Origin of the sequence: Anthropogastromicrobium aceti, from assembly GCF_020687335.1 — a bacterium.
GTDB classification, from domain to species: domain Bacteria; phylum Bacillota; class Clostridia; order Lachnospirales; family Lachnospiraceae; genus Anthropogastromicrobium; species Anthropogastromicrobium aceti.
This window is the reverse complement of sequence record NZ_JAJEQN010000003.1, coordinates 147010-162635: the sequence shown is the minus strand read 5'-3', so window position 1 is coordinate 162635 and position 15626 is coordinate 147010. Positions and strand designations below refer to the sequence as shown.

Annotated in this window: 15 protein-coding genes; 14 read left to right on the top strand and 1 reads right to left on the bottom strand. The window is 42.8% G+C overall.

Annotated features, from left to right (window positions below; genetic code table 11):
* The first annotated feature begins 145 nt into the window (after positions 1–145).
* From prmA to thiI, 4 genes are read left to right on the top strand one after another with little or no spacing between them, the layout of a single operon-like run.
* Complete coding sequence (gene prmA / locus LKD48_RS02160) at positions 146–1102, top strand: 50S ribosomal protein L11 methyltransferase (RefSeq protein ID WP_066563060.1); 957 nt, start codon at positions 146–148, stop codon at positions 1100–1102.
* A gap of 4 nt (positions 1103–1106) precedes the next feature.
* A complete protein-coding gene (locus LKD48_RS02155; RefSeq protein ID WP_308731032.1) occupies positions 1107–1841 on the top strand; it encodes a 16S rRNA (uracil(1498)-N(3))-methyltransferase in 735 nt (244 codons plus the stop codon).
* Between the two features lie 3 nt (positions 1842–1844).
* Entirely contained in the window at positions 1845–3023 is a 1179-nt protein-coding gene (locus tag LKD48_RS02150; protein ID WP_308731031.1) for a cysteine desulfurase family protein, read from the top strand.
* 55 nt (positions 3024–3078) lie between these two features.
* Complete coding sequence (gene thiI / locus LKD48_RS02145; protein ID WP_308731030.1) at positions 3079–4266, top strand: tRNA uracil 4-sulfurtransferase ThiI; 1188 nt, start codon at positions 3079–3081, stop codon at positions 4264–4266.
* A gap of 74 nt (positions 4267–4340) precedes the next feature.
* Here thiI and LKD48_RS02140 read toward each other — a convergent pair whose 3' ends face one another.
* A complete protein-coding gene (locus LKD48_RS02140) occupies positions 4341–4574 on the bottom strand; it encodes an HPr family phosphocarrier protein (protein ID WP_066563071.1) in 234 nt (77 codons plus the stop codon).
* A gap of 172 nt (positions 4575–4746) precedes the next feature.
* Here LKD48_RS02140 and mtaB point away from each other — a divergent pair, with 172 nt between their 5' ends.
* The 10 genes from mtaB to recO all read left to right on the top strand — a co-directional run bounded on the left by mtaB (position 4747) and on the right by recO (position 15601).
* Entirely contained in the window at positions 4747–6054 is a 1308-nt protein-coding gene (gene mtaB / locus LKD48_RS02135) for a tRNA (N(6)-L-threonylcarbamoyladenosine(37)-C(2))-methylthiotransferase MtaB (protein WP_227100316.1), read from the top strand.
* A 113-nt stretch (positions 6055–6167) separates the two neighbouring features.
* Entirely contained in the window at positions 6168–6449 is a 282-nt protein-coding gene (locus LKD48_RS02130; RefSeq protein WP_066563075.1) for an IreB family regulatory phosphoprotein, read from the top strand.
* Entirely contained in the window at positions 6446–6952 is a 507-nt protein-coding gene (gene ruvX / locus LKD48_RS02125; RefSeq protein ID WP_118613451.1) for a Holliday junction resolvase RuvX, read from the top strand. Before LKD48_RS02130 ends, ruvX begins: the two co-directional genes overlap by 4 nt.
* Before the next feature lie 26 nt (positions 6953–6978).
* A complete protein-coding gene (locus LKD48_RS02120) occupies positions 6979–7242 on the top strand; it encodes a DUF1292 domain-containing protein (RefSeq protein ID WP_227100317.1) in 264 nt (87 codons plus the stop codon).
* A gap of 138 nt (positions 7243–7380) precedes the next feature.
* Positions 7381–9045 carry a ribonuclease J gene (locus LKD48_RS02115; protein ID WP_227100318.1) on the top strand — a complete coding sequence of 555 codons (1665 nt, stop codon included), beginning with the start codon at positions 7381–7383 and terminating at the stop codon, positions 9043–9045.
* A gap of 4 nt (positions 9046–9049) precedes the next feature.
* Entirely contained in the window at positions 9050–9706 is a 657-nt protein-coding gene (locus LKD48_RS02110) for an O-methyltransferase (protein ID WP_262536703.1), read from the top strand.
* Between the two features lies 1 nt (position 9707).
* Positions 9708–10955, top strand: a complete 1248-nt coding sequence (locus tag LKD48_RS02105) for a peptidase U32 family protein (protein ID WP_308731029.1) — start codon at positions 9708–9710, stop codon at positions 10953–10955.
* A 15-nt stretch (positions 10956–10970) separates the two neighbouring features.
* Entirely contained in the window at positions 10971–13874 is a 2904-nt protein-coding gene (locus tag LKD48_RS02100; RefSeq protein ID WP_308731028.1) for an insulinase family protein, read from the top strand.
* Between the two features lie 27 nt (positions 13875–13901).
* Positions 13902–14807 (top strand): GTPase Era, encoded by a 906-nt coding sequence (era, locus tag LKD48_RS02095; protein ID WP_066563085.1) that lies wholly within the window; start codon positions 13902–13904, stop codon positions 14805–14807.
* 20 nt (positions 14808–14827) lie between these two features.
* Positions 14828–15601 carry a DNA repair protein RecO gene (recO, locus tag LKD48_RS02090; protein ID WP_308731027.1) on the top strand — a complete coding sequence of 258 codons (774 nt, stop codon included), beginning with the start codon at positions 14828–14830 and terminating at the stop codon, positions 15599–15601.
* Positions 15602–15626: the final 25 nt, after the last annotated feature.

Sequence of the window (15626 nt, the reverse complement as noted above, 5' to 3'; positions counted from 1 at the left end):
TTAAAGGAAAATCAGCGAATCCGAATGTTTTTAGAATTGCGAAAGTTGCATAGCAACGGAGCAATTCGTGGATATCAGTTGGGGCAAAATACCTTTTGCCCCCAGCATCATATTAATAGAACATTAATAGAAGAGGAATAACGTTATGAAGTGGAAGAAATTTACGATTCAGACAACAACAGCAGCAGAGGATTTCATCAGTGAGAAGCTAAGTGAGATTGGCATTGAGGGAATCGAGATTGAAGATAAGGTTGAGCTGACAGCAAATGATACAAAGGGCATGTTTATTGATGTACTACCAGATTTAGGACCAGATGACGGAGAGGCGCTTGTAAGCTTTTATCTTGATGATACGTATGATGTGCCTAAGACGCTTGCTGCCGTAAAGATGGCACTTGAGGAGGTTGCCTCTTTTGTAAATGCAGGATCATGCGAGATCACGGCATCTGAGACAGAGGACAAGGATTGGATGAATAACTGGAAGCAGTATTTTAAGCCATTCGTTGTTGATGACCTTTTGATTAAGCCAACATGGGAAGAAATTCCTGAGGGAATGGAAGGAAAGAAGCTGATTCAGATTGATCCTGGTATGGCATTTGGTACAGGAAAGCACGAGACTACTCAGCTTTGTATTGCAGGAATCCGCAAATATGTAAAGCCGGGTGATAATGTTCTTGATGTTGGAACAGGAAGCGGTATTTTGTCAATTTGTGCGCTGTTAAGCGGTGCCAGTCATGTAGTGGGAACAGATCTTGATGAGAATGCTATTGATGCTGCACATGAGAATGCACAGGTTAATGGCATTACGTCAGAGCAGTATAAGGTTCTGATTGGAAACTTAATTGATGATCAGGCAATCAAGGATGAGGTTGGCTATGAAGCATATGATGTTGTCGTTGCCAATATTCTGGCAGATGTTATTATCGCGCTGCAGGAAGTTGTCGCAGTTCATGTAAAGCATGGCGGTATCTTTATCACATCTGGAATCATTGATATGAAGGAGCAGGCCGTTATGGATGCATTTGCAAAAAATCCAGAGTTTGAAGTGATTGATGTGCTGCATCAGGGCGAGTGGGTTTCAATTGTAACTAGAAGGAAGTAAATATATGTATCATTTTTTTATAAAGCCAGAGCAGGTAGCTGCACACGAGGTAGCAATCATTGGAAGTGATGTAAATCACATCAAAAATGTGCTTAGAATGAAGGTTGGTGAACAGATTTGTGTTAACGATGGCAGTCATGAATATCTTTGCAGCATTGCACAGCTTGATGCAGAAGAAGTGACAGCAAAAATCGAGCAGGTCAGTGAAACTACAAGTGAGCTGCCTTCAAGAATAGTATTGTTTCAGGGATTGCCAAAGGCCGATAAGATGGAGACAATTATTCAAAAGTGTGTGGAGCTTGGCGTGCATGAGATTGTTCCGGTACAGATGAAGCGCTGTGTAGTCAAGCTTGATTGCAAAAAGGAAGAAGCAAAGAGAAAACGCTGGCAGGCGATTTCAGAGAGTGCAGCAAAACAGGCTGGACGCGGACTTATTCCTGATATCCATCCTCTTATGACATATAAAGAGGCGCTTTTGTATGCTTCTGATAAGGAACATATTCTTGTCCCATTTGAGCATGCAGAAAATATGCAGGCAACGCGCGATGCGCTTAGTGCAGTAAAACCGGGCGAGCAGGTAGCAATCTTTATAGGACCAGAGGGCGGCTTTGAGGACGAGGAGATTGCACAGGCAGAAAATTGCGGTGCACAGGCAATTACACTTGGAAGAAGAATTTTGAGGACGGAAACAGCTGGAATGGCAGTGCTTGCCATGCTTGGATACGTATTGGAGGAATAAAAAATGGAAGCATATCTGGATAATTCAGCAACGACCCGTGTGGATGCACAGGTGCAGGAGCTGATGAAAAAATTGATGGATGTCGATTTTGGAAATCCATCATCACGTCATCAAAAGGGTGTTGTGGCAGAGGGATATATCAAGGAAGCAAGACAGAAAATTGCTGCTACTTTAAAGGTTGATCCAAAGGAGCTTATCATTACCTCTGGCGGTACGGAGTCCAACAATATGGCACTTATTGGAACGGCACTTGCTGCAAAGAGAAAGGGAAACCATATCATTACAACAGCAGTCGAGCATCCAAGTGTCAAGGCAACGGCTTCTTTTTTGGAGGAGCAGGGCTTTCGCATCACATTTCTTTCAGTTGACAGCAGAGGACAGATCTCTTTAGAAGATTTAAAGGAAGCACTTACACCTGATACCATTCTTGTATCAATCATGTATGTAAATAATGAGATTGGAACAATTCAGCCTGTAGAGGAAGCTGCAAAGCTGGTTCATGCGACTGTTCCAGGTGCTGTATTTCATGTGGATGCCATTCAGGCATATGGCAAGGTGATGATTCGTCCAAAGCAGCAGGGAATTGATCTTTTGTCTGTCAGCTCACATAAATTCCATGGTCCAAAGGGAGCAGGCTTTTTATATTGCAGCAGCAAGGTTAATCTTCATCCAATCATATTTGGAGGCGGTCAGCAGTCTGGTATGCGTTCAGGAACTGAAAATGTACCTGGTGCAGCAGGTATGGGACTGGCAGCGCAGCTTGCCTACCAGAACTTTGAGCAGAAGAAAGCACATTTAAATGAGCTTCGCCGCTATTTTTTGGAGGGCATTCATAAGCTGGATGACGTTTCAATAAACGGTTGGGATGAGACGGCAGATGGTGAGGAATGTATAGAAAGACGAGCACCGCATATTGTAAGCGTAAGCTTCACAGGTGTAAGAAGCGAGGTGCTTTTAAATGCACTCAGCGACCGCGGCATTTATGTGTCATCTGGAAGTGCATGCTCATCTAACCATCCGGCACTTTCAAGTACTCTGCAGGCAATTGGGCTAGATAAAAAGCTTATTGAGGGAACGCTTCGTTTTTCCTTCTGTGAGAATACGACAAAGGAAGAGCTTGATCAGGCACTGAAGGCATTGCAGGAACTTCTTCCGATGCTTCGCCGCTACACAAGACGATAGAATGATACCAGGGTATCATTTCACATAAACATTAGATAGAATTGTGAGGAACAACATGAAATATCATGCATTTTTGATAAAGTATGCCGAGATTGGCATTAAGGGAAAAAACCGTTATTTGTTTGAGGATGCGCTTGTAAAGCATATCCGTCTTGCAATGGAGCGTGTTGAGGGTGAGTTTGAAGTAAAGAAGGAGTCTGGACGTATTTACGTGCAGGCACTTAGCGATTATGATTATGATGAGGCAGTAGATGCGTTAAAGCATGTATTTGGAATCGTGTGGATCTGTCCTGTTGTACAGCTTAAAGATGAAGGATATGATAAATTGGCAGAGCAGGTTGTGGAATATATGGGAAATGTATATCCGCAGGGTGATTATACATTTAAGGTACACAGCCGCCGTGCAAGAAAGAATTATCCAAAGGATTCTCAGCAATTAAATGCAGATCTTGGCGAGGCTATCTTAAACGCATACGAAAACGCGCGTGTAGATGTTCACAATCCGCAGGTTTTATTGTCTGTTGAGGTTCGTGACACTTGCATCAACGTATATTCTGTATCTATTCCGGGTGCAGGCGGAATGCCTGTTGGAACAGCTGGAAAGGCAATGCTTTTGTTGTCAGGCGGAATTGATTCACCAGTTGCAGGCTATATGATTGCAAAAAGAGGCGTTACGATTGAGGCTGTTTATTTCCATGCACCGCCGTATACTAGTGAGCGTGCAAAGCAAAAGGTTGTAGATCTGGCAAAGCTTGTGTCTAAATATGCAACACCGATCAAGCTTCATGTCATCAATTTTACTGATATTCAGCTTTATATTTACGATGCCTGCCCGCATGACGAGCTTACTATTATCATGCGCCGTTATATGATGCGTATCGCTGAGCGCATTGCCATAAAAGATGGATGCCATGGCTTAATTACTGGAGAGAGCATTGGTCAGGTAGCATCACAGACTATGCAAAGTTTAATGTCAACAAATGAGGTGTGCACACTTCCTGTATATCGTCCGGTAATCGGTTTTGACAAGCAGGAGATTGTTGATGTAGCAGAAAAGATTGATACCTTTGAAACATCTATTCAGCCGTATGAGGACTGCTGTACAATTTTTGTTGCAAAGCATCCTGTTACAAAGCCAAATGTAAAGGTAATCAGAAATTCCGAAAAGAAGCTTGAGGAAAAGATTGATGCGATGGTAGAAGAGGCAGTTAATAGCGCAGAGATTATCTGGTGTAAGGCTTAAAAAAAATAGGGCATCACGAATGTGATGCCCCGATTGGTCAGATAAAACGATCTCTGAAAGTTAAGTTAAAAAAATTACTGGATGATGTATGGTTCCAGAACCTTCATAACAGTATCAAGATTCTTTTCTTCATGAATGTTTAAATCGATTGGCTTGGAAAGATCCAGAGAAAAGATACCCATAATGGACTTTGCGTCGATAACGTATCTTCCGGAAACCAGGTCAAAATCAGAATCAAACTTGGTCAGGTCATTTACAAAAGACTTAACCTTATCGATAGAATTTAAAGAAATTTTTACTGTAACCATGATAATACCCTCCTGCGAATATGATGTTTGTGAGTTTTTATGTTTGCTTCTTGCGGAATTATCTGTTCTTTAATTTTAGATATACCGAAAAAACGAACATTCATCTTTAAGTTTATAGTACTTGTTTTGAGTAGAAAAGTCAAGGGAAAGTTAGAGAAAGGAAAATGAAAACATGGGAAGACGGGCAGCATTTCACACATTAGGCTGCAAGGTTAATGCATATGAAACGGAAGCAATGGAGGAGCTTTTGCAGACGGCAGGCTACGATATTGTTCCATTTACAGAGCAGGCAGATGTTTATGTTGTTAATACCTGCTCAGTTACAAATATGGCGGAGCGAAAATCAAGACAGATGCTGCACCGCGCAAAAAAATTAAATCCAGAGGCTGTTGTGGTGGCGACAGGCTGCTATGTGCAGGTAAGTGAAGAAGAAGCCAGAGCAGATGCTGCTGTTGATCTTGTTCTTGGAAATAATCAGAAGCGTCAGATTGTTACGGCACTAGATGCTTATTTTGAAGGAAGAACATTTGATGATGTGCTGGCAGATGTAGAGAAGGAGCAGTATGAGGAGCTTGAAGTCAGCACAGTATTAGAGCACACAAGAGCATTTGTAAAGGTTCAGGATGGATGTAATCAGTTCTGCAGTTACTGTATTATTCCATATGCCAGAGGACGTGTGCGAAGCCGTCGTATGGAAAACGTTATAGCTGAGATTAAAAGACTTGCAGAAGCCGGTATCCAGGAGGTTGTGCTGACTGGTATTCATCTAAGCTCTTATGGAAGGGAAATTGATGGGGAAAGTCATTTAATCGAGCTTATTGAAGCCATTCATCCAATTGATGGCATAAGCAGAATACGTCTTGGTTCACTTGAACCGCGTATTATTACAGAGGAATTTGTCGGCCGCTTAAAAAAGCTGCATAAAGTATGTCCTCATTTTCATTTGTCTCTGCAAAGCGGATGTGAGGAAACATTAAAGCGTATGAATAGACATTACACGCCAGAAGAATACTATGAAAAGTGTAAACTTCTTCGAGCTGCTTTTGAAAATCCAGCAATCACAACAGATGTGATTGTAGGATTTCCGGGAGAGACGGATGAAGAATTTGATAAGACACGTCAGTTTCTTGAGAAAGTGCATTTTTATGAGATGCATATTTTCCGCTATTCCAGAAGAAAAGGAACAAGAGCTGACAAGATGGAAAATCAGATCCCAGAAGAGACAAAGGCACAGCGAAGCGGTATACTTTCGTCACTTGAGTCACAGATGACAAAAGAGTTTAGAACAAAGTGGACAGGAGCGTGCGTCAAAGTTTTATTGGAGGAGCGTCAGGAAATTAATGGTGTCTCCTACATGGTCGGCCATACGCCAGAGTACATAAAATGTGCGGTAGAGACGGATGCGCCAGACAATACGATCATCGACGCAATAATCGAAGGTGAATTGACTGCGGATGTGATGAAGGCAAGACAGGGGTGAATGACAGTTCAGGGGACGCCTGAACTGGCAAAAAAAATACTTGCCGAATTAGACGAAATGTATTACAATATTATTGTTTAGCAGGTTTTGGACTGTAGGAAGGGCGTGAATCAATGGCAGATTTAAAAAATACTCAATTTATTGACATCAACCAGACGAAGCGAATTTCTGTATCAGAAGTAATTCTGAGAGTATATCAGGCGCTCGTAGAGAGGGGATACAATCCGGTCAACCAGATTGTCGGATATATTATGTCCGGTGATCCGACCTATATCACAAGCCACAATAATGCCAGAAGCCTCATCATGAAGGTTGAGCGAGATGAAATTCTCGAAGAACTGATGAGAAACTACGTAGAAACATGCATTGAAAGAAAAGGCAGAGAGAAAAAGTGAGATTATTAGGACTCGACTATGGTTCCAAGACAGTGGGAGTGGCGGTTACTGATCCGTTGGGTTACACTGCTCAGCCGTTAGAAACCATTACAAGAAAAGAGGAGAATAAATTGCGGCGTACACTTGCGCGCATTGAACAGCTGGTAGGAGAATACCAGATCGAAAAGATCGTTTTGGGTTATCCAGTCAATATGGACGGATCAGCAGGAGAGCGTGCAGAGCTTGCGCTTGCGTTTAAAGCAATGCTAGAGCGTAGAACCAAACTTGAGGTGATTATGCAGGATGAGAGGCTGACAACAGTGGCAGCTGATGAAATTCTGCAGGAGTGCGGTATGCCTAGGGAAAAACGAAAAACCGTGATCGATCAGGTAGCAGCAGGGCTTATTTTGCAGGACTTTATGGAAAACACAAAGAAGGGCAGTAAACTTGCTGATAGCGAATCGGACACAGAAGAAAAAAATAATAATAAAAACCTGGAAGTTATGAATAGCACAGCAGACTAGGAAAAAGAAAAGACTGGAGAAGGCGAATGGAAGATAAGATCATTTTGACAGCAGATGATGGAACAGATGTAACGTTTTATGTGATTGAGGAAACAAGACTCGGTGCAAGCAATTATCTGCTGGTGGCAGATTCGGATGATGAGGATGCAGAGTGTCTGATTTTAAAGGACACATCACGTGATGAGGATCCGGAGGCCGTGTATGAGCTCGTTGAAGATGAGACCGAGCTTGACGCTGTTTCGAAAGTATTTGAAGAACTCCTTTCTGATGAGGATATTACCATTGAGTGATGCACAGAAAATGTAAGTGCGCTATGGTAATAAAGTGAATGAAGACTCCAATCAGTTAATTGGATGAAACATTGGACAGAGAAGTTACGACAGAAAAAAGAGCTGTTTCATAAATGAACAGGAAAAAGGAGGTAAGATTTGAGTACAGTTGAAACAAGTGTCAAGGTCATACCATTAGGAGGTCTTGAGCAAATCGGAATGAATATGACGGTGTTTGAGTATGGAGAAAGCATCATCGTTGTAGACTGCGGTATGTCATTCCCGGGGGATGAGATGCTCGGTATTGATATGGTCATTCCAGATATCACGTATCTAAAACAAAACATTCACAAGGTAAAGGGCGTATTTATTACGCATGGTCATGAGGATCATATCGGTGCATTGCCGTTTTTCTTTAAAGAAATCAATGTTCCGCTTTACGGAACAAAGCTGACTCTTGGAATTATCGAGGGAAAGCTTGAGGAGCACGGCATTACAAAGAGTGTAAAGAGAAAGGTAGTAAAGTATGGCCAGACAATCTCAGCAGGTGATTTTAAAGTAGAGTTTATCCGCACAAATCACAGTATTGTTGATGCAGCAGCACTTGCCATTACTTCTCCGGCAGGAACCATTATTCATACTGGAGACTTTAAGATCGACTATACACCTGTATTTGGTGATATGGCAGACTTACAGCGCTTTGCAGAGCTTGGAAAGAAGGGCGTACTGGCACTTCTTTGCGATAGTACTAATGCACTGCGACCGGGCTTTACAGCGTCTGAGCGTACAGTTGGCCATACATTCGATACAATTTTCTCTGAGCACAGAAACCAGAGAATCATCGTTGCAACATTCGCATCTAATGTAGACCGTGTGCAGCAGATCATCAATACTGCCTACAAATATGACCGCAAGGTTGTTGTAGAAGGACGAAGCATGGTTAACATCATTGGAAAGGCAAGCGAGCTTGGCTATATTAATATTCCAGAGGGCACTTTAATTGATATTGAGCTGCTTCGCAATTACCCACCGGAGAAGACCGTTATTATCACAACAGGAAGCCAGGGCGAGTCTATGGCAGCACTGTCTCGTATGGCAGCAGCCATTCACAGAAAGGTCAGCATCTGCCCAGGTGATCTTGTCGTATTTTCCTCAAATCCGATTCCTGGAAATGAGAAATCTGTATCAAAGGTAATCAATGAATTATGCGTTTTAGGCGCAGAGGTTATTTATCAGGATACGCACGTATCTGGTCACGCATGTCAGGAAGAGATCAAGCTGATGTACTCACTTGTTCGCCCGAAGTATTCAATTCCTGTTCATGGTGAGTTCCGCCATAGAAAGGCACAGGCTGAGATAGCAGAATCTCTTGGAATTCCGAAGGATAATATCTTTATGATTCAGTCCGGCGATGTGCTTGAGTTAAGTGAAGAAAGTGCACTTGTTACCGGACAGGTAACGCACGGCGGTATTCTTGTGGATGGACTTGGTGTTGGTGACGTTGGAAACATAGTTCTTCGTGATCGTCAGAATTTGTCTCAGGATGGTATTATTATTGTTGTTCTGACATTGGAGCGTTACACCAACAACCTGCTTGCAGGTCCAGACATTGTATCAAGAGGATTTGTTTATATCCGTGAGTCTGAGAATCTGATGATTGAGGCACAGCAGGTCGTAGAGGATGCTGTATTTGATTGTCTTGATCACAAGATTTCTGATTGGTCAAAGATCAAAAATGAGATTCGCGACAGCTTAAGCAACTACCTGTGGAAGAAGATGAAGCGCAGTCCGATGATTCTTCCGATCATCATGGAAGTGGAGTAAGTGAATGTTTGATTTTGAGCGGGCAACCGATTATATTCGCTCCCTGGAATTACCAGGGAGCGCTCTGAGTGAAGAAATTCAAAAAGATGCGCTGGCAGGAGACGTGCCGATTATTCGGCCGGAGACTGCCAGTTTTCTGCTGTTTTTAATTAGTTTGAAAAAGCCGCTTTCTATTCTTGAAGTTGGGACAGCAGTGGGCTATTCGGCGATTCGCATGAGCGAGGTGATGCCAGCTGGTGCAACGATTACAACGATTGAGAAATATCCGCCGCGAATTGAGGAGGCAAAAAGAAATTTTGCAAGAGCACCGCGAGGCTGCGATATCACGCTTCTTGAGGGAGATGCAGCTGATATATTAAAGACGCTGGACAAACCGTATGACCTGATTTTTATGGATGCGGCGAAGGGACAGTATATTCATTTCCTTCCGGACGTACTAAGACTTTTAGCTCCGGACGGACTTTTATTTTCAGATAATGTACTTCAGGACGGAGATGTTTTGGAGTCAAGATTCGCGGTGACGAGACGCAACCGCACGATTCACAGCAGAATGCGAGAATACCTGACGATGCTGACACATACGCCAGAGCTTACCACATCGGTTATTCCGATTGGAGACGGCGTCTCACTGACAATGAAGAAAAACACGGAGGAAATGTAATATGGCAGCGAGAAAAAAGCCAGAGCTTTTGATCCCGGCAAGCAGTCTTGACGTATTAAAGACTGCCGTTACCTATGGAGCAGATGCAGTGTATATCGGCGGTGAGGCATTTGGTCTTAGGGCAAAGGCAAAAAATTTCAGCAAAGAGGATATGGCAGAGGGAATCGTCTTTGCGCATGCACATGGTGTAAAGGTTTATGTGACAGCTAATATTTTAGCTCATAATGATGACCTTGACGGTGTGCGCACTTATTTTCGCGAATTAAAGACTATTGGACCAGATGCACTTATCATTTCTGATCCGGGCGTTTTTATGATTGCAAAGAGTGAGCTTCCAGAAATGGAGCTTCATATCAGTACCCAGGCTAACAATTGCAATTATGGAACATTTAATTTCTGGCATCAGCTTGGCGCAAAGCGTGTCGTTTCCGCAAGAGAGCTTTCACTTTATGAATTAAAGCAGATTCGTGCGCATATCTCAGACGATCTTGAGATCGAGACGTTTGTTCATGGCGCAATGTGTATTTCTTACTCAGGACGCTGTCTTTTAAGCAACTATATGGTAGGACGCGATGCCAATCAGGGTGCATGCACACATCCGTGCCGCTGGAAATATTCCATCGTAGAGGAGACACGTCCGGGTGAATATTATCCTGTTTACGAGAATGAGAGAGGAACATACATCTTTAATTCAAAGGATCTTTGCATGATCGAACACATTCCGGATTTGGCAGAAAGCGGTATCGACAGCTTAAAGGTAGAGGGACGCATGAAGACAGCTCTTTATGTGGCAACTGTAGCGCGCACTTATCGAAAAGCACTTGACGATTATTTTGAGGATCCGAAAAAATATGAAGCAAACATGGAATGGTACAAGGAAGAAATTGGAAAGTGCACATACCGTGAGTTCACAACAGGATTTTTCTATGGAAAGCCTTCTAGTGATGCGCAGATTTACAACAGCAATACCTATGTTAAGAATTACACATATCTGGGAACAGTAGAGTCTATTGACGAGAATGGACGAAGTGTATTTGAACAGAAGAATAAATTTACTGTTGGCGAGACGATTGAGCGCATGAAGCCAGACGGAACTAATGTTTCTCTTAAGGTAATCGGAATTTTTGATGAGGATGGAAATGCGCAGGAGAGCGCACCTCATCCAAAGCAGATGCTTCATGTTGTATTTGATGGCGAGACAGAGCCGCAGGATATTCTGCGAAGACAAGAGCCAGACGAAAAACAGTGATGGAAGGGCATAAAAATGGATATAACGAAAATACCGCAGTATGAGCTGCTTGAACATCATTATGTCAGGGAGCTTGAAAGTGAGGGATATCTGATGCGCCACAAAAAGACAGGCGCACGTGTCTTTATACTGGAAAATGATGACAACAATAAAGTATTTAACATTGCATTTAGAACTGTTCCGACAGATAGCACAGGTGTGGCTCATATTATTGAGCACACTGTGCTTTGCGGATCTGACCGCTACCCGGTCAAGGATCCGTTTGTTGAGCTGGCAAAGGGATCTTTAAATACATTTTTAAATGCAATGACATATTCAGATAAGACAATGTATCCTCTTGCAAGCACAAATGATAAGGATTTCTTTAATTTGATGTCTGTCTATATGGACGGTGTCTTTCATCCAAATATCACAAAAGAGAGAAAGATTTTCGAGCAGGAGGGCTGGCACTATGAGATGGACAGTCCGGATGGTGAGCTGACATACAACGGTGTTGTGTATAATGAGATGAAGGGCGCCTTCTCAAGTGCAGACGAGATTCTTGGCCGTCAGGTGAAGGCTGCACTTTATCCTGACACGACATATGCATATGAGTCAGGCGGAGATCCAGAATTTATCACAGATCTGACATATGAGTCATATCTGGAGTTTTATCATACTTATTATCATCCTTCAAACAGCTATATTTATTTGTATGGTGATCTTGATATGGAAAAAGCACTCAATTGGATGGATCATGAGTACTTAAGTCATTACGAGAAAAAAGAGATTGACTCAGCAGTTACACTTCAAAAGCCGTTCAACAAGATGAAGGAGATTTCGCTGTGTTATGCAGCTTCTGAGGATGACGATGAGGGTACTTATTTTACATGGTCAAAGGTTGTGTCAAATGCACTTGATCTTGAAAAGTATCTTGCATTTCAGGTTTTAGAGTATGTTCTTCTTGATGCACCTGGTGCGCCTCTTAAACAGGCACTTCTTGATGCTGGAATCGGTGTAGATATTTATGGAGGCTTCGAGGATGGTATTTTGCAGCCATCATTTGAGGTTACTACAAAAGGTGCCAGACAAGAGCAAAGAGAAGTCTTTGTGGAGACAATTGAGGCAACGTTAAGAAAGCTTGCAGAGGAAGGCTTACAGAAGCGTTCACTTCTTGCTGGTTTAAACAGCTTACAGTTTCGCTTAAAAGAAGGCGATTTTGGCCGTTGGCCGAAAGGTCTTATGTATGGACTGGATCTTTTTGACAGCTGGCTTTATGATGACAATGCTGCATTTTTGCTTTTAGAGACGCAGGATGCGATGGATGAACTCTACAAAAAGGCAGAGGGAAGCTATTTTGAGCAGCTGATAAAAGAGTGTCTGATTGACAATTCATTTGGTGTTGTGGCAATGGCTGTGCCAAAGGTTGGTCTTGATGCTGAAAATGAAGAAAAGACAGCAGAGAAGCTTCGTGTTTATAAAGATTCTCTCTCAAAAGAAGAGATTGAAGAAATTGTGCGTCACACAAAGGAGTTAAAGGAATATCAGGAAACTCCAAGCACGAAAGAAGAACTTGAGACTATTCCTATGCTGACACGCGCAGATATTAAGCGTGATGTGCTGCCGCTTTATAATGAAGAGCGAAGCATGGATGGAGTGAAGGTATTATTTCACGAGATGTCAACAAAAAAGATCGGCTATTTGGAGCTTGTATTTGATGCTGATTTTGCAGATCTTTCAGAGCTTCCATATCTGTCTTTATTAAAACAGATTTTAGGTGTTGTAGCAGCAGGAGAATACAGCTATACAGAGCTGATGGATGAGGTTAATATTCATACGGGTGGCATTGATCCGGGCTTTGTTGTGCTGCAGCCAGAGACAGGAAGACCAACTGTGCGTTTCTCCTTCCGCATAAAGGCATTTTATCATGAGCTTGAGACAGCAGTTAACCTTACAGCTAAGATGATGTATCAGTCTGATCTTGCAAATGAGAAGCGTCTGTTAGAGATAATCGGTGAGACGCGTTCACAGCTGTATGAGCGCCTAAAGAGTGCTGGACATAATACGTCAATCAAGAGGGCATCCTCCTATCACAGTGAGTCAGGCTACTTAAATGAGATTATGACGGGTATTTCGTTCTATGAATTTTTAAATGATTTGTATGATCACTTCGAAGAACGAAAGGGTATGATAATTGAGAAGCTGCGCGCTGTCAGCCATCAACTGTTTAATAAAAGAGCGCTTCTTGTCAGCTTTACCGCAGATAAGGAAGGCTATGATGTTTTAGAAAAGGCAATGGATACGCTTATCAGGCAGATGCCAGATGAGCCTTTTGTAAAGGCAGATTGGAATATGCCGCTTGAAAAGAAAAATGAGGGCATATGCTGTGCATCACAGATTCAATTTGTGGGAAGAACAGGCAATTATAAGGATGCCGGGCTGCCATTTAGAGGATCACTTCTTGTGCTGCAAAACATCTTAAATTATGATTATCTTTGGATACGTCTGCGCGTCAAGGGCGGTGCTTATGGCTGTATGTCCGGTTTTGGACGTGATGGTGACTGTTATATGGTATCTTATCTTGATCCTAAGCTTGCCGAAACAAATGAAGTATATGATAAGCTTCCAGAATATCTTGAGCAGTTTGATCAGGATGAGAGAAGTATGGACCGATATGTTATAGGTGCAATTAGTGAGATGGACATTCCGAAAAATCCAGCAGCGCTTGGTGTGCGTGGTCTTACTGCGTATTTAAGTGGAATCACAAGAGAGCAGCTTCAAAAGGAGCGAGATGAAGTGATTGATACAGATGCCAAGGAAATTCGTGCACTTGTGCCGTATGCGAAAGCGGTACTTTCTAATAATTGCCTTTGCGTAGTTGGAAATGAAAACAAGATAAAAGAAAACAGCTCACTTTTTACAACGGTACGATCATTGTAGTTTGCTACACTGGAAAGGAAATAAAATATGGAAAAACAGAAAAAATCAGGCTTTATTGCACTGGTCGGACGTCCAAACGTGGGAAAGTCCACGTTGATGAATCATCTGATTGGACAAAAGATTGCGATCACATCAAGAAAGCCTCAGACAACGAGAAATCAGATCCGCACCGTCTATACAGATGAGCGCGGTCAGGCCGTTTTTCTGGATACGCCGGGCATCCATAAGGCACAGAATCGTCTGGGCACATATATGGTAGAGGTTGCGCAGAAAACATTTTCACAGGCTGACATTGTCATGTGGCTTGTTGAGCCGACCACCTTTATCGGAAGAGGCGAACAGGAGATTGCAAAGAAGCTTCGCCAGCTCAAGTGTCCTGTCTTTTTGATCGTCAACAAGACTGATACAGTAAAGAAGGAAGCAGTGGCAGAGTGCATCAAGGCATACCGTCAAATTGCAGACTTTAATGAGGTGGTAGCCGTTTCTGCACTTAGAAGTGTCAATACAGATACACTGCTTGATACTGTATTTCGTTATCTGCCGTATGGCCCAATGTATTATGATGAGGATACTGTCACTGATCAGCCAATGCGTCAGATTGCAGCAGAGATGATTCGAGAGAAGGCACTTAGACGTCTTCAGGAAGAAATTCCGCACGGCATTGCAGTTACAATCGAGCAGATGAAAGAGCGCCCGGATGGCTCTGTGATGGATATCGAAGCATCCATTATATGTGAGCGTGAGTCTCATAAGGGAATCATTATCGGCAAGGGCGGCTCGATGCTAAAAGCAATCGGAAGTGATGCACGTCGTGACATCGAAGACATGCTTGAGATGAAGGTTAATTTAAAGCTGTTTGTCAAGGTGCGTAAGGACTGGCGCGACAGCGACCTTTACATGAAGAACTTTGGATATCACGAGGACGAGAAGTAAGCTTATAGAAAGGAAAACAAATGGATACCGTAACAGTGAACGGAATGGTTCTGTCTGCCATGCCAATAGGTGAATATGACAGGCGAATTGTGCTTTTGACAACAGATCTTGGGCGAATCAGCGCATTTGTGCGTGGGGCAAGACGGCCAAATAGTTCGCTGTTAGCTGCGGCACGTCCATTTTCCATGGGTATATTTACACTGCATGCCGGACGAGATTCGTACACAGTACAGGCTGCTTCAATAAAGGAGTATTTTGAGGCAGTCAGTTCTGACGTGACTAAGATGGCATATGGCTGCTATTTCCTTGAGGCAGCAGGTTTTGCCTCAGAGGAAAATGATGATGGAAGAGAATTGCTGAATCTTCTTTATTTCTCATTAAAGGCATTGGAGAATCAGGCTATTCCAGATGAGCTTGTGCGTCTTGTTTATGAGCTTCGTCTGTTTTTAGTGATGGGTGTTTATCCGCAGGTATTTGAGTGCAGTGTATGTAAAAGCAAACTCACAAAAGGCTGGCTGTCTGTCGAGCGGGGAAATTGTGTCTGTGAAGAATGTGCAAAAAGAAAAAATGAGGCACATACATCGGCGCGTCTTTATCTGGATGAATCAGCTATGTATACGCTTCAGTATATTCTGACGGCTCCAATCGGCAGACTTTACACATTCTGTCTTGAAGAGCCAGTTAAGCGTACACTTTATGATCTGACAGTGAAATGGCGCAGACGATACTTTTCAAGAGAGTTTAAATCATTGCAGGTTCTTGAGGAGATGGTGCACTTTATGGGCACTTTGTAAGCCATTTTGCCTGCTTTTTATGTGA